This is a genomic window from uncultured Corynebacterium sp., assembly GCF_902782855.1.
GTDB lineage: Bacteria > Actinomycetota > Actinomycetes > Mycobacteriales > Mycobacteriaceae > Corynebacterium.
In genome coordinates this window covers 1-14,717 of sequence record NZ_CACZOO010000192.1, presented here as the reverse complement: position 1 = coordinate 14,717, position 14,717 = coordinate 1, and the positions used below count along the sequence as shown (strand labels likewise).

At 68.5% G+C, this 14,717-nt stretch carries 15 protein-coding genes; 8 read left to right on the top strand and 7 right to left on the bottom strand.

Features of this window, described 5'->3' with window-relative positions; genetic code table 11:
* Both QZV72_RS08415 and QZV72_RS08410 read right to left on the bottom strand, forming a co-directional pair.
* A partial coding sequence (locus QZV72_RS08415; protein ID WP_297007267.1) for a CoA transferase occupies positions 1-692 on the bottom strand: 692 nt, incomplete at its 3' end.
* A 95-nt stretch (positions 693-787) separates the two neighbouring features.
* On the bottom strand, positions 788-2,470 hold the full coding sequence (locus QZV72_RS08410; protein WP_297007270.1) for an AMP-binding protein: 1,683 nt from the start codon (positions 2,468-2,470) through the stop codon (positions 788-790).
* A gap of 278 nt (positions 2,471-2,748) precedes the next feature.
* Here QZV72_RS08410 and QZV72_RS08405 point away from each other — a divergent pair, with 278 nt between their 5' ends.
* From QZV72_RS08405 to tpx, 4 genes are all read left to right on the top strand, one after another.
* The gene (locus QZV72_RS08405) at positions 2,749-3,465 is read left to right on the top strand and encodes a TetR/AcrR family transcriptional regulator (RefSeq protein WP_297007264.1); all 717 of its coding nucleotides are present in this window, start codon (positions 2,749-2,751) and stop codon (positions 3,463-3,465) included.
* 14 nt (positions 3,466-3,479) lie between these two features.
* Positions 3,480-4,241, top strand: coding sequence for an SDR family NAD(P)-dependent oxidoreductase (locus QZV72_RS08400; RefSeq protein WP_297007262.1), 762 nt, complete (start codon positions 3,480-3,482; stop codon positions 4,239-4,241).
* A 296-nt stretch (positions 4,242-4,537) separates the two neighbouring features.
* Positions 4,538-5,728: an acyl-CoA dehydrogenase family protein gene (locus QZV72_RS08395; RefSeq protein ID WP_297007259.1), complete on the top strand. Its 1,191-nt coding sequence runs from the start codon at positions 4,538-4,540 to the stop codon at positions 5,726-5,728.
* 10 nt (positions 5,729-5,738) lie between these two features.
* The gene (tpx, locus tag QZV72_RS08390) at positions 5,739-6,233 is read left to right on the top strand and encodes a thiol peroxidase (RefSeq protein ID WP_297007257.1); all 495 of its coding nucleotides are present in this window, start codon (positions 5,739-5,741) and stop codon (positions 6,231-6,233) included.
* Positions 6,234-6,262: 29 nt separating this feature from the next.
* Here tpx and QZV72_RS08385 read toward each other — a convergent pair whose 3' ends face one another.
* The gene (locus QZV72_RS08385; RefSeq protein ID WP_297007255.1) at positions 6,263-7,633 is read right to left on the bottom strand and encodes an LCP family protein; all 1,371 of its coding nucleotides are present in this window, start codon (positions 7,631-7,633) and stop codon (positions 6,263-6,265) included.
* A gap of 99 nt (positions 7,634-7,732) precedes the next feature.
* Here QZV72_RS08385 and QZV72_RS08380 point away from each other — a divergent pair, with 99 nt between their 5' ends.
* The gene (locus tag QZV72_RS08380) at positions 7,733-8,134 is read left to right on the top strand and encodes a hypothetical protein (RefSeq protein ID WP_297007253.1); all 402 of its coding nucleotides are present in this window, start codon (positions 7,733-7,735) and stop codon (positions 8,132-8,134) included.
* A gap of 373 nt (positions 8,135-8,507) precedes the next feature.
* Here the strand turns inward: QZV72_RS08380 and QZV72_RS08375 are convergent, their stop codons facing one another.
* Positions 8,508-9,074 (bottom strand): hypothetical protein, encoded by a 567-nt coding sequence (locus tag QZV72_RS08375; RefSeq protein ID WP_297007250.1) that lies wholly within the window; start codon positions 9,072-9,074, stop codon positions 8,508-8,510.
* Positions 9,075-9,634: 560 nt separating this feature from the next.
* Between QZV72_RS08375 and QZV72_RS08370 the strand changes: the two genes are divergently transcribed.
* Positions 9,635-10,123 (top strand): DUF6985 domain-containing protein, encoded by a 489-nt coding sequence (locus tag QZV72_RS08370; protein ID WP_297007248.1) that lies wholly within the window; start codon positions 9,635-9,637, stop codon positions 10,121-10,123.
* Positions 10,124-10,293: 170 nt separating this feature from the next.
* Here the strand turns inward: QZV72_RS08370 and QZV72_RS08365 are convergent, their stop codons facing one another.
* Together QZV72_RS08365 and QZV72_RS08360 are read right to left on the bottom strand one after the other, a co-directional pair.
* On the bottom strand, positions 10,294-11,109 hold the full coding sequence (locus QZV72_RS08365; protein ID WP_297007247.1) for a CPBP family intramembrane glutamic endopeptidase: 816 nt from the start codon (positions 11,107-11,109) through the stop codon (positions 10,294-10,296).
* The gene (locus QZV72_RS08360) at positions 11,099-12,556 is read right to left on the bottom strand and encodes an amidase (RefSeq protein WP_297007244.1); all 1,458 of its coding nucleotides are present in this window, start codon (positions 12,554-12,556) and stop codon (positions 11,099-11,101) included. Before QZV72_RS08360 ends, QZV72_RS08365 begins: the two co-directional genes overlap by 11 nt.
* 76 nt (positions 12,557-12,632) lie before the next feature.
* On the opposite strand from QZV72_RS08360, the gene pheA reads away from it, so the two are divergent.
* Together pheA and QZV72_RS08350 are read left to right on the top strand one after the other, a co-directional pair.
* Positions 12,633-13,571, top strand: coding sequence for a prephenate dehydratase (gene pheA / locus QZV72_RS08355; protein ID WP_297007241.1), 939 nt, complete (start codon positions 12,633-12,635; stop codon positions 13,569-13,571).
* Positions 13,568-14,377, top strand: a complete 810-nt coding sequence (locus QZV72_RS08350) for a histidine phosphatase family protein (RefSeq protein WP_297007238.1) — start codon at positions 13,568-13,570, stop codon at positions 14,375-14,377. The genes pheA and QZV72_RS08350 overlap by 4 nt, the downstream gene beginning before the upstream one ends.
* Positions 14,378-14,422: 45 nt before the next feature.
* Here QZV72_RS08350 and QZV72_RS08345 read toward each other — a convergent pair whose 3' ends face one another.
* Positions 14,423-14,716, bottom strand: a complete 294-nt coding sequence (locus QZV72_RS08345; protein ID WP_297007235.1) for a metallopeptidase family protein — start codon at positions 14,714-14,716, stop codon at positions 14,423-14,425.
* Position 14,717 lies beyond the last annotated feature (1 nt).

Below are 14,717 nucleotides of genomic sequence, written 5' to 3'. Positions count from 1 at the left end.
TGCGGCTCGAGGGTCGCCAGCGCCAACCAGCCGTCCGCTGCGCGGTAGAGACCGTAGCCGGGGAAGGCCCCGCCCAGAACCGTGCCGGGACCGCTGAGCCCGTACCTCACTGACGCCGAGAAGTCCTCCACCACCTGGGCCAACGACACCTCCCGGTATCCGCCTGTCCCGGTCCGGGCCGTCTGCAGCAGCAGTGCCGCCGCATCCCCCACGACCCGCTCCGCGCCAGCCAGGTCCGCCACGGGGATGCTCGGCAACTGCGGGGGGATCAGCGTTCCCGCCTCGGCCTGGTACGTGAGATCATGCCCGGCCCTGTCGACGTCGCGCCCGGGATACCCGACCACGGCCACCTGGCACAGGTGGGGGTGCGCGGCGTGCAGATCGTCCCAGGAGAGCCCCAGTTTCGCCAGGGAACGGGGGCGCGACGAGGTGATCAGCAGGTCGGCGTCCGCCAGGAGCCCGTCGAGTTCCCGGCGTCCGTCCTCTCCCCGGAGATCGAGGGCCCGGATCTCCTGTCCCGCGGCGAGCGCCCGGTGGTAGGAGGGTGAGTACTCCGCCAGCGGGTCCCCTGCCGGGGGTTCGATCTTGACGACGGACGCCCCCAGGCGGACCATGCGCTGTGCGGCGGCGGGCCCGGGGAGGTTCGGTGCGAGGGTCACGACCCGGATTCCGGTCAACGGTTGTTCAGTCATGGACGGTGTTCCTGTCTTCCGCTTCTGTGTCGGTGGTGGCTCCGCCGGCGACGTCCCGGGGCGGGTGCGGCGCGGACGGAGGATGGTGCCCGGTGTCAGTTCACCCGTTGCCCGTGCTCAGCCTCGTGCTCGGCCCAGGCTTCGTCACGCATGACGTTCTTCCGCACCTTTCCGGTCGAGGTCCGTGGCAGTTCGTCGAGGACGACGTAGTCCCGGGGGATCTTGTAGCCGGCGATCAGGCCGCGGCAGTGGTCGATGACGGAGTGTTCGGTGTCCTCGTCGTCCACCGCACCGGGGGAGAGGACGACGTAGGCGCGCAGTCGCTCACCCCACTTCTCGTCCGGCACGCCGATGACCGCGACATCGGCCACTGCCGGATGACTGATGACCGCCTGTTCCACCTCGATCGTGGAGACGTTCTCGCCACCGGTGATGACGATGTCCTTGGCGCGGTCCACCATCTGCAGGTAGCCGTCGGGGTGCAGGACGGCCAGGTCGCCGGTGTGGAACCACCCGCCGGCGAAGGCCTCGGCGGTGGCGTCGGGGTTGTGGAAGTACTCCTTCATGACGATGTTGCCGCGCATGACGACCTCTCCCACGGTCCTGGCGTCGGCGGGGACGTCGATGAGTTCGACATCTCCGACGGTCCCCTTCGGAAGCGGTTCGACGACCCGGGAATCCTCACTGGTGAGCATGGCGAGTCCCTGACGGGCCTTGAGCTTCGCACGCTCGCCGACGGTCAGCTCGTCCCACTCCGGTTGTGGTTCGCACACGGTGGTGGGGCCGTACACCTCGGTGGCGCCGTAGACATGGATGACGTCGATGCCGAGGTCCTCGCATTCGGCGATGAGGGTCGGGCTCGGCGGGGCGCCGGCGGTGGTGGTGAAGAGGTTGTCGACGTGGTGGGCCTCGTCGGCGTTGACGATGGTCTGCAGCACCGCCGGCGCTCCGCACAGGTGGGTCACGCCCTCGGTGTCGATGAGGTGCCAGATCTCGGGGCCGCGGACAGCGTGGAGGGCGATCTGTGTGGAGCAGGTGGACATCGCCGCCCATCCGCTGCACCAGCCTGAGGCGTGGAACATCGGTAGCGTCCACAGGTAGACGCTGTCGCGTCGGTAGTTGTAGGTCATCGCCACGCCGAGGGACGCCAGGTACGCCCCACGGTGGGTGTAGACCACGCCCTTGGGGCGGCCGGTGGTTCCCGAGGTGTAGTTGATCGCGATGGTGTCGTTTTCGTCGGGGACGGTGAACGGAAGGTCGGCATCGTCGGTGGCGCCGGGGTCGCGTTCCCCCTCCGCGAGGAATTCGTCGACGGTGGTGACTGTTCCGGCGTCCGGGTGCTTCGGCCGGGGCTGGGTGCCGTCCTCGTCGTGGACGAGGATGAAGGTCTCCACCAGTTCTGCGGAGTCGAGGGTGCGTCGGGAGGCGAGGATGAGGTCCTGGTCCCCGAAGAGGATCCGGATTCCGGCGTGGTCGCAGATGTAGCGGACCTCGGCGGGGGCGAGGCGGGTGTTGATCGCGACGAGGACGGCCCCGGCCAGTGGCACGGCGAACTGCAGGAGGAGTGCCTCGTAACTGTTGGTGCCGAGGACACCGATCCGGTCGCCCCGTCGGATTCCTCGGCGGCGCAGTGCTCTGGCGATGAGGACGGCGTCCGCCTTCATCTCACGGAACGTGAGGCGCCGGGGTCCGTCTATGCAGGCGATGCGGTCGGGGTGGACCAGGGCGGCACGCTCGAGGAACCGGAGCGGGGTCAGGGGGACGTCGAGGCCGGACATCGGTGGGGTGGTGGTCGGGGTGGAGGTGGTCACGGTGGGAGCTCCTTCGGGAAAGTGGGTGGCGCCGCCGACAGGGCTGTGCCGTGCGCCGTGGTGACGGTGGCCGTGGTGACGGTGGCCGTGGTGGCGGGCGACCGGAGTCACAATCTACAAGTTGTGTGATTGACGACACTGTCGCCTGTCCGATACTGTATCAGCAAGTGAATGAATATTCATTCACCCTCATTCATCCGGGAAAGTTTCCCGGACGACATCGTGTACAGACAGCGAGGGCAATCATGGTGACGACACCGGACTCCGTCGAGGTGCGACGCACGCCCACCCGGGCCGTGGCAGAAGGGGGCCGGGGTCCACGGCAGGACGCCCGGATCCGCCAACTGCTGAACGCCGCGGCCACCCTGATGCGGCGTTCCGGCTCCGACCGGGTGTCGATGCAGGCCATCGCCGATGAGGCGGGAATCTCGGTGGGGCTGATCTACCGCTACTACGAGAACAAGGAGGCTCTGGTCCGGGCCGTCATCATCGGGGTGCTCGACCAGATGGCGGAGGAGATCCTGCGGGCCCTCGATCCCGTGGCCGACCCCGTCCGTCAGCTGGCGGCAGCCTTCACCGCCTATGCGCAGGTCGTCCGGGACAACCGGCACGGCATCCTGCTGACCTACCGTGAGACCCACCTGCTGGACCGTGAGAGCCAGAAACTCATCATGTCCCGGGAGGTACAGACCGGGCAGCCGCTCCTGCAGGCCACCAGGGACGCCGTCGGCCAGGGGATATTCCACGGGATCGACAGCCACGTCTTCTCTTACGACCTGCTCGTCACCGCCCAGTCCTGGGCCTTCAAACACTGGTACTTCGCCGGCCGGATGGACTTCAACGACTTCGTCTCCGGCCAGTTCGCACTCGCACTTTCGGGGGTGCTGCGTCCCGGATACCGGGACCGGTACGCGGACCTGCTCACCACCGTGCACACCGCAGACACCACCACACGACAGTAAGGACATCTCTTCACATGCGTATCGCAGGATCCCACGCCCTCGTCACCGGCGGTTCATCCGGCCTCGGCCGGGCCACAGCCGAGATGCTCGCCGCTGCGGGTGCCGACGTCTTCCTTCTCGACCTGCCCTCCTCACCCGGAGAGCGGACCGCCGCCGAGATCGGCCGCCGGGCCCGTTTCATCCCGGGTGACGTCACCAGCGTCCCTGACGTGAGGGCCGCGGTGGACGTCGCGTCGGCCGACGGGCCGCTCCGGATCGTCGTCAACTGCGCCGGGGTGGCGACCCCCGGCAAACTCGTCGGTCGGGACGGCCCGCTGGACCTCGAGACGTTCATGCGGGTTGTCTCGGTCAACCTCGGCGGAACGGTGAACGTCGCCTCCCAGGCTGCCGCGGCCATCGCGCGGACCGCACCATCGGATGGGGAGCGTGGCGTCATCGTCAACACTGCCTCGGTCGCCGCCTACGAGGGGCAGATCGGGCAGATCGCCTACGGCGCCTCCAAGGGTGGTGTGGTCGGCTACACCCTGCCCGCCGCCCGGGAACTCGCCCGCAGCCTCATCAGGGTCGTCACCATCGCCCCCGGACTGTTCGAGACCCCGATGATGGCGGGTTTCCCGCAGGAGGTCCGGGACTCGCTGGGCGACAAGACGCCGCACCCGTCCCGGCTGGGAAAACCCGCGGAGTACGCCGCCCTGGCGAAACACATCATCGAGAACACGATGCTCAACGGTGAGACCATCCGCCTCGACGGTGCCGTTCGGCTGGAACCGAAGTAGATCGGCGCCGCAGCCGTGACCGGGGAGACGACCCTCATGACCACGTCAGCCTCCGTCGCCGTCTTCGACAGGCGCCGGCCCGTGGGCTGCCCCGGACCGCCGGGACCGGTCCGGTCGGCATGGTCACCGGACCGGGCGCCACCCCCGACGCCCCCGTCCCCCGCGTCCCGGACGAACCCGGACGAACCTGGACGAACCCGGAAGAACAGTGACATCAGGGGCAGCAGCCCGTGTCCTCCCGCCACGGGAGGACAGAACAGGTGAGCGACTCACCGGTACAACATCAGGAGGACACCATGCCGGCACGAAGGATTCTGGACGACGAGGAGCAGCTCGCGGTCATCGAGGCGGTGCGTGACGTCGTCACCACCCGCCTGGCACCACAGGTCGCGGACGTCGAGGCGTCGGGGGAGTTCCCCGGAGAGGCCTTCCGCACGCTCGGCGAGGTCGGCGTGCTCGGGATGTCCTACCCCGAACAGGTCGGTGGACTGGGCATGCCGTCGCAGCTCTACCTGCAGACACTCGAGGAGATCGGCGCAGTGTGGGCGTCGGTGGCTGTGGGGGTGTCGGTCCACACCCTGAGCTGCTTCCCGCTCGCCACCTTCGGCACCCCGGAGCAGCAGCAGCGGTGGCTGCCGGAGATGCTCGGCGGGGCACAGCTCGGTGCGTACAGTCTGTCGGAGGCCCACGCCGGGTCCGATCCCGCAGCCATGGCGATGCGGGCCCGGCGGGAGGGCGACGACTACGTGCTCAACGGGACCAAGGCCTGGGTGACCAACGGCGGCTTCGCGGACTTCTACACCGTGATGGCACGCACCAGCGGAGAGCCCGGGGACGGGAAGGGCATCAGCTGCTTCCTTGTCCCCTCGGACACCCCGGGGTTCTCGGCGGCGACACCGGAGCGGAAGATGGGGCTGACAGGGTCACCGACCGCCGCCCTGAACTTCGACGATGTACGCATCCCCGCCGATCAGCGGATCGGTGAGGAGGGGCAGGGACTGAAGATCGCCCTGGCAGCCCTGGACAGTGGTCGACTGGGCATCGCGGCCTGTGCGACAGGTCTGGCGCAGGGGGCCCTGGACGCGGCGGTGGCCTATGCGCAGGAGCGGGAGGCCTTCGGACGGAAAATCATCGAGCACCAGGGTCTCGCATTCCTGCTCGCGGACATGGAGGCCGCGGTGATGTCCTCGCGGGCGACGACGCTCGCGGCCGCCAGGCTGAAAGACCTCGGCGAGCCGTTCAGTGAGGAGGCGTCGGTCGCCAAGCTCGTCGCCACCGACAACGCCATGAAGGTCACCACGGACGCGGTGCAGGTCTTCGGCGGGGCGGGCTACACACGCGACTTCCCGGTGGAGCGGTACATGCGTGAGGCGAAGATCACCCAGATCTTCGAAGGCACCAACCAGATCCAGCGGATGGTCATCTCCCGGCACCTCCACCGGGACAACAGCGGTCCACTGGGCTCACGATCCGACGCGACCGTGTAGAAACGGGGGCATGGCTGATACCGCATTCTCCGGAACCCCCGCCCACACCGTCGGCGACCTGCCCGCCGTCGACACCCAGGCCCCCGCCTTCACCACGGTCGACACCGACCTCAACGATGTCTCGCTGAGCGACTTCGCCGGCAAGCGTGTGGTGCTCAACATCTTCCCGTCGGTCGACACCGGCGTCTGCGCCACCTCCGAGCGCGAGTTCAACAGGCGCGCCACCGGCCTGGACAACACGGTCGTGGTGTCGGTCTCCAAGGACCTCCCCTTCGCCCTGGGCCGCTTCTGCGCCGCCGAGGGCATCGGGAACGTGGTCCCGACCTCCGCGTTCCGCTCCTCCTTCAGTGAGGACTACGGCGTGCGTCTGCTGGATTCCCCGCTGGCCGGTGTGCTGGCCCGCGCTGTCGTCGTCATCGACACCGACGGCACCGTGCTGCACTCCCAGCTCGTCCCCGAGATCACCACCGAGCCTGACTATGACGCCGCCCTCGCGGTGCTCTAGTCAGCTCGGCAGTCAGCTCAGCACTCAGCTCACCGCATCGTCGAGAACAGTTCCTCCGCGGCAGCGTCGTCCCACAGGACGACGCTGCCGGCGTCCGTGTCGGCGAAACCGCTGACCGGTACGGTCTGCTGCTCGGAGCCGCGGACCAGACCCAGGCCGAGTGACGCCAGGTGCCACACATGGTCACCGTCGTCCACGGTGACGGCGTCCGTCAGGTTGCTGATCAGGGGGAGGGCCCGGAACGGGTTGACCATCGTCGAAAGGGACCCCACCTTCTTGATCACCGCGGTGAGGAACTCCCGCTGGCGCTCCACCCGGTCGAGGTCGCCGTTGGCGGAGGTGTAGCGGGTGCGCACGTAGCCCAGAGCGGTCGGACCGTCCATGGTCTGGCAGCCGGCCTGCACGTTGAGCCCGGCCATCGGGTCGTCGATGGGTTCCTTCGGGCACAGGGTGACGCCACCGACGGCGTCCACGATCCCGGCGAAGCCGGCGAACCCGAGCTCCATGTAGTGGTCGATGCGCATACCCGTGTTCTGTTCGACCGTCTGCTGCAGCAGCTGCGGACCACCGTAGGAGAAGGCGGAGTTGATCTTGTCCATGCCGTAGCCGGGGACCTCCACGTAGGAGTCACGGGGGATGGAGACCATCGTCGGCTTGCCGCCGAACGCGGGGACGTGGACGACGATGATCGTGTCGGTGCGCTGGCCGCCCTCACTGAGGTCACCGGCGGCGTACTCCGCGCCCTGCTCCTCGGAGAGTCCGGCGCGGGAGTCGGATCCGACGAGCAGCCAGTTCGATCCCCTGGTGTTACCGGGGCGACCGTCCCAGTTCGCCAGCGCGTCGATCCGGTTCAGGCTGGAATCGACCCACCAGGCGGTGCCGCCGACGACAACGACGATGACCAGCAGGAGGACGCCGAGGATGCGCCTGATGCGCGGGCGGCGGCGTCTCCGTTTCGGGCGTGGGGCCCGCGGCGGGGCCTGCCGCTCCGGGTGCTGCACCGGCTGCGCCGGCCGCCGGCCGGGATCACGCGGCGGGTACTGGTCCCGGTAGGGCTGCCGGGCCGGTTGCTGTGCCTGCCGGGGCGACTGCCGGTGGGAGGCGCGCCGGTACTGCGGTGGCGCGGGCCGGTCACCCCCGGCCCGCGGGGATGCGGCGGGGGCGGCGTCCCCGTACAGGCGGGTGCTGTGGTCCGAGGGGGCGGAGGGCGACTGTGCCCCGGGACGTTCGTGGCGTCCCCGTGGCCGGGCCTGTCCCGCCTCCCCGCCGGTCCCGGTGCCACCGTGGCGGGCCGGGGGGCGGCCGGGCACCGGGTTGCCGAACCGGTCGCGCAGGACACGCCCGAGGTGGTCCCGGGCGTAGTCGTCGCTGCCGTCGTTCGGTCGGGGAGGCTGGGTCATGGTGGACAGCATAACGAAGGGCGTCGGCGACCTGATCATCCCCGGGAATGAGATGGACCCGGTTCGGTCGTCTCGGTGAACGCCGATACTCTGGTGTCCATGAGTGATGAGACCCTGGGCCTGCTGGCCGGTGTACTGGCGGTTGTCGCGGCATGGATCGTCTTCGCGATGGTCCGGGCGGCGGCGCAGGGGCATCTGTCACGGGACAGTGGCTTCGGCCTGGTCACCCCGACCATCAAGAAGACCGACGCGACCTGGGCGGCCGGCCATGAGGCTGCGCTGCCGGTCGCGAAGAAGACCATCGCGGCGACAGCTGGCGTGTGGCTGGTCGCGCTGGTCATCGGCCTGATCGTGAAGGCGGACTGGGCGGGTTACCTGGGGCTTGTGCCCTATCTCGCGGTGGTCGGTGGTTTCGTGCCGATGATCAGGACGGCGAATGCGGCGGCCGTCGAGGCGGCGAAGAAAGGCTCGCGGGGCCGGAAGAAGAAGCGGAAGCGCTGACGGGGCTTGACCGACCCTGCGTCGGCTACCCTGTGCCTGGCAATCTCCGCGTTTGCCTCGGATATATCACACTGTGCCGGATTTCGGTCCCAAAAGTGGCACGGAATGTGATGTATTCGTGGTGAACAACCTCCCGGGGAGTTGGGGCAGGGAATGTATCGACAGCCTCACTCCAGGTGCCTGGGGCCGCCACGACGGCGTGACCAGACAATCACTCCGAGGACGACAGCGACGGCAACGACACCGACTGCGGCGCACAGCAGGCCGGTCGCGGGATTGGCAGAACTGAATCCGGATCCGACTGCGAGGAGCAGGGTGACGATCAACCCGGCAGTAAGTCCGCGGCGTTCTGAATGAGTGAGATGCTGCATTGCTACACGCACTTCAGACGGGTTACGGGCAGGCGGATCTCCAGCTTATTGTCACACAGCCCATTGTTGTTGAGCCATGTAACGGCTACCCCCAGTGCAGCTGCAATAGCTCCGCAACTCAAGGCTCCGAGTGCAGGCAATGCGCAGGCGGCTGCCGCTATTCCGGCGGCCCCACCCGTGAACAGTGCTTCCTGCTCGCTCTTGTTGAGGTAAAGGTAGAGTCCCCAGCCGACGCCAGCGCGCATGCGCGGCTGGATGGCATCTGGGTCGGGCTCATTGGTGACGACGGTGGCACGGAGGCCATCGGCACCCTCCACGTCGTATTCGGTCAGCATCCGACCGCCGACAACGGACTGACGGATATCGGTCGCATCGGCGGCGGCATCCCCCTGGATCTGAGCGATTTCCTCGGGAGTGGAGTTGAAGTCGTCGGAGTTTGCAACCTCCAGCGCTACGGTACTTGAGGGCGATGTGGTGGAGGGGTCGGCCATGGCCGCAGGCGTCATGGAACCGATGCACACCATCGGTGCTATGGCGAGAGCGATGAGAGAACATCTCTTACTGAACATTGTTCCTCCTGGAACTAGATGAGAGATCAGTTACTCACTACTTTTCTTTCCCGTCAGAGAGTGCTCACCAATGTAGTGAGGTTGAACACATGATGCAATGGCGGACTCGGCGACTACCCCCTGTGGTCAGACCACGCTGATTCTGATGTTGATCTCAGCACTATTGCCTGGATGCGTCAGCAATGCGGAAGGGCTCACGTGCCTTCGATGTATCTTCGGTGTGGTTTGCATGGCGATCCTCACCCTGGCCAGTGCGTTGCTGAGAATGTGAGAGTCATGAAGGCAGTGCTGAGCGTCGCAAAGTTAGCACATGGACCGACGCACTGGAACGAGTACGTCAGACGATTCCGAGAAGGAAGTCATCTGATAAGTATTATAAAAACAGGTAGTTCAGCACCCCCGGTCGGGTCCCACGTGGTCCAGGCCTCTGGGATGAACGGTCTCCTGAGCTTTCGCACCCGCGAAGAGTCAGGTTGACTGCCTCAAGGTGGTATTCCTCCACCAGACCACCGTGGGGCAGTCAACCCGGCTGGCCCGCGGACACGCGTACGCTGCACAGCATGACTGACACCACACTTCCCGGCATCGGCGCTCTCCACGAGGATGAGGACGGCCTGGTCACCCCGCCGCTGAGCGTCGGCATCCTCGACGCCGAGGTCGAGTTCACCTTCCCCGAATGGGATCCGGAGGACGCCGACCCGGCCGAGGTCACCGCCGTCACACAGACCATCACCGCCTTTCGGGACGCACCGCAGTCCGTGCTGGCCGTCGCGTCGGAGGCCATCTACGCCTACTACCGCGAGACCGCCGACGCTCTCGTCGACGAGCCTGACCTTGAGGACTGGTTCCCTGAGATCGGTTCCCCTGAGGAGGTCTGGGACCACGTCACCCTCGGCGAGAATCCGACGGTCGAGGAGGAGGACGGGATCTGGTACGTCTCGTTGGAGTCCGAGTGCGAGTGGGATGAGGAGGGTGGCCTGCAGATCGTGTTCCGTAGCGGCGGCGAGATCACCAAGGTCGGCCCGTTCGACGGACTGCTCACTGACTGAGAAGTTGTTCCCCGTTGTCGCCTCGGGCGGCGGGATCCACTGCACCCACTGATTCACCTGGAATACATCACACGTCGTGCCGGATTCCTGTCCCGAAAGTGGCACGGGCTGTGATGTATCTGCGGTGAACGGCGCGGGCGCGAGGCCCGAACCGGCCAGCGGACATACCGTCACAACCCCGGCACCTCGCCGAGCAGCTGGTAGCCGACGAAGGCGACCGTGTCTATCAGTCCGTGTGCGATGACCAGCGGCCACACCTTCCCGGTCCGCCAGAAGAAGAACACGAACACCAGCCCCATGACGATGTTCCCCAGCCCGGCGGAATAGCCCTGGTAGAGGTGGTAGCTGCTGCGCAGCACCGACGAGGCGACGAAGACCCACCCCCACGGCACCTGCAGCTGCCGCAGCCGGGACACCAGCCACGCCACCACGATGATCTCCTCGGCGAAGCCGTTCGCCCAGGCGTTGACGACCAGCAGCAGCACATCGCCGACCGAGGAGTCCAGCCCCGAGGCCATCACCTGCTTCGACAGGTTCAGCTTCACCGCCGCGACATAGAACACCAGCCCCGGCAGTCCGATCAGCGCGGCCAGTCCGATGCCCGGCAATACATCGCGCCGGGAGGGATGCGGCGGGGTGACCCCGGCCAACCGCAACGGAACATGCCTGATCAGCAGGAACACCGCCAGCCCGCCCCACGCGACGAGCACCCCGGAACTGATGAGCTGGAACAGGGGGTCCAGCCAGGCCAGCGTCGACTTCTGCGCGTTGAGGGTGGTGGTCTGCTCGTTGAGCTTCGTCGGCGTTGTCGCTGACTCGAGCAGTCGCAGCGCCGCCCGCACCCCTGAGGTGCCGAAGGTGACTGCCAGGACCAGGGTGATCTCCCAGCGGAGGGCACGGCGGTCGGCGTCCGCGGTCACCACCTCCGGCTGCACCGGGGAGGGTGCGGACAACCACCGGCGGACGCGGCCCCGGTCAGTGGCCATGGCCGTGCCCCTCACCGTGCGCGTGACCGTGCGCGTGCGACAGTGACTGCCCCGCCACGACCGGCCGGTACCGCAGCGACTCGATGTCCCCGGGCTCGGACAGTGCGAACCCGGACACGTCAGCGTCACCGGCACCGATCATCCGCGCCACTGCGTCCTGAAGATGGGCGCCGAGGGCGAGCAGTGTCGCGGCGTCCGCCCGGTCACCCACCGCGCCCAGGTGCACGGAGACCGGCCACCGCCCGGGGGCCGGGTCGACCAGCGGCACCGACAGTGCGGTCCAGCCGGTGAGGTTCCACAGGGTCGCCCACGGCGTCCACGCGGTCTGCGCGAGGAAATCCAGCCGGTGCGACCCGGCCACCGACAACGCGGAGAACGCCCCGACCGGCGGAGGTGCGCAGGCCAGCGTCGGCGTGACGACCACGTCCACCTCCGGCCAGGCGCGCTCGATGTCGCCGGGCAGGACGCGCAGGGACGCCGCGGCGTCCTCGATGTCGGACGCCGCCAACGCCCGGCCCTGCGCCTTCAGCCAGCCGGGCATCGGGCCCAGCGGGTCGGGCAGGCCCGCGCACCGGGCGGCCATGATGCGGGAGAAGACCGCGAACCGTTCGACAGGATAGGGCGCAGACACCGGAACAACCCCACTGACCTTCGGGTGGGTGACCAGCAGTGCGGCACCGACGGTGGTGGCCGCGGCGATCCGCGGGTCCACCGCCGTGGGACCCACCTGTCCGGGATCCCCGTGGAAGGGCACGGTCGACATACCCAGCCTCAGCCCCGGGGACTGCGCCAGTGCCGTCGACGGACGCACATCATAGGCCCGCGCCGTCAGCGCCAGGTCCCGGGCGATGAACCCCTGCGCCGCCGGATTCGGCAGCGCACGGGACGCGGCTCCGTCGCCGGAGACGTCGCCGAAGACCCGGTGCGCCGGTTTGAGCCCGGGCAGACCCACCGCCGCCGCCGGCACCCGGATCGACCCGCCGCCGTCATTGGCGTGGGCGACGTCCACGATCCCGCGGGCGACCGCGACCGCCGCCCCCGAGGAGGAGCCGCCCGTGGTCATCCGCGCATCGACCGGGTTCACCGGCCCCGGACCCCCGCCGACCAGTGCGGGCTCGGTGTAGACCGTCGCCCCGTACTCGGCGGTGACCGAGGCGCCGACCAGTGACGCGCCGGTGGCGAGCAGGCTGCGTACTGTGGCGTCGTGCTCGTCGGAGACGGATTCGTGGGCGGGACTGCCGAACCCGGTGATTTCCCCGGCGACCCGCTGCAGGTCCTTGACCAGCACCTCCACGCCCTGCAGTGCGCCGGTGGTCTCCACGCAGCCGGTGGTGTGCGGCGCGGGGTACATCCGCGCCACCCCCAGTTCAGCGGCGCTCAGCCCGGTCTCCTCGGTGACGGCTCGCAGTCGCGCGGCGGTGGTGGTCGGTGATCCGGGCGTTCCCATGGTGGTCCAGCGTAGCGTTGCATCCTCGTCTGTCCCCGGCCGTCCCCCGTCGTCCCGGCCAGGTAGGTTGAGGACCATGACCACCGTCGCTTTCCTCGGACCTCGGGGCACCTTCACCGAACAGGCAGTTCTCGACTTCACCGTCGCCGGGCACCTCCCCGCCGACGCCGACCACGTCACCGTCACCTCTCCGGCGACCGCCCTGGACATGGTCCGCTCCGGGGCCGCGGACGTCGCCTGCGTCGCCCTGGAATCCAGTGTGGACGGCCCGGTGACCCAGACCTTCGACGCCCTCACCGTCGGCACGGAACTGCAGATCATGCGGGAGCATGACGTGCCGGTCGCCTTCTCCCTCCTCGTCCGCCCCGGCACCACGTTGGCGGACATCCACACCCTGACCTGCCATCCGGTGGCGTACAACCAGACCTCCGACTGGCGCAGGACCACACTGCCGGACGCCACGTTCGTCGCGGCGTCCTCCAACGGTGCCGGTGCCGCCGCGGTCGCCGCCGGGGAGGTGGACGCCGCCCTCGCACCAGCCCGTGCCGGGGTACTCAACGACCTGGTGGAGCTGGTCGGGGGTGTGGCCGACGTGCCGGACGCCCGCACGCGCTTCGTACTCGTCACCCGGCCGCAGACCCCGCCGGCGCGCACCGGCAACGACCGCACCGCCATGGTGCTGCGGGTGCCGAATGAGCCGGCGTCGCTGGTGATGGCCCTGATGGAGCTGGCGACGCGCCGGGTGGACATGTCGCGGATCGAGTCGCGGCCCACCCGGGAGAAGGCCGGCACCTACAACTTCCACGTCGAGGTCGCCGGGCACATCGATGATCCGGCGGTGGCGGAGGCGCTGGCGGGGATGTACCGCTACTGTGAGCGGTTCCGCTACCTGGGGTCCTGGCCGCAGGAGGGTTGGGTCGGCGGGGTGAACGGGCAGGCCGGGTCGATGCCGCCGGACCACACGGAGTCGCGGGCGTGGATCGAGGCGCGGACGAAGGGGGAGCCGTACGCATGAGCCGGCTGCTGCTGATCCGTCACGGGCAGACGACCTCGAATGTCACCCACTCCCTCGACACGAGCCTGCCCGGGGCGGCGCTGACGGAACTGGGCCGGTCACAGGCCTACGCCGCCGGTGAACGGATCGCCGGTGAGTATGAGGTGGCGGACACGCTGATCCTCGCGTCCTCCCAGGCGCTGCGGGCGCGGCAGACCGCGCGGGGCATCGTCGAGGGCGCGGCCGGGGCGGGGCTGGTCCTGCCTGCGCCGGACGCGCTGCCGGGGATCTCGGAGATCCCGGCCGGTGAGTACGAGATGCGCAGCGATGACGAAGCGCAGTACCACTACCACCGGTACTTCGGGCGGTGGCTGGGCGGGTCGCTGGACCTGACGATGCCCGGGGCGCTGACCGGGCGTGAGGTGGTCAGCCGGTACCTCGACACGCTGCTGCCGCAGCTGGCGGTCGCGCAGGCGACGGGGTCCGACCTGGCGGTGGTGAGCCACGGGGCGGTGATCCGGCTGGTGGCCGGGTTCCTCGGGCGGGTCGACCCGGAGTGGGCGGTGCGCTCGCTGCTGCCGAACACCTCGCGGGTGGAGCTGGAGGTACCGGAGCTGGGTTGGGGGACGCCGCTGTCGTCCGCCACCCTGCCGACGCTGCCGACGGTGGACGCCCCGATGCTGCACACGGCGGCGTGGGTGCCGGAGGCGGACGTGGCCGCGGGGATGGTGGGGGAGACAGTCGGGGAGACGCTGACCGATGTCGTTTCCGCTGGTTGGAAGGTCACCGAGTGGGGCGGACACGGGGAGCCGCCGCGGGTGGGGTAGGGCGGTGCGGTGCCGGATGGTACGGGCTAACTTCCTGTTGGCTTCTCAACCCCAGCCGAGTTCATGGAGGCGGTCGTCGTCGATGCCGAAGTGGTGGCCGATCTCGTGGACGACGGTGATGGCGACCTGTTCGGCCAGTTCATCGTGGGTGTGGCACCAGTCGCACAGGGCGCCCTTGTAGATGCTGATCTTGTCCGGCAGGTAGGTCGGCCACTCGATGGACCGCTCGGTGAGGGCGACGCCGTGGTACAGCCCGAGGAGGGTGGGGTCTTCCTCGTTGTGGTCCTCGACGACGATGGCGACATTGTTCAGGCTGTTGAGGAGTTTCCGGGGGATCATC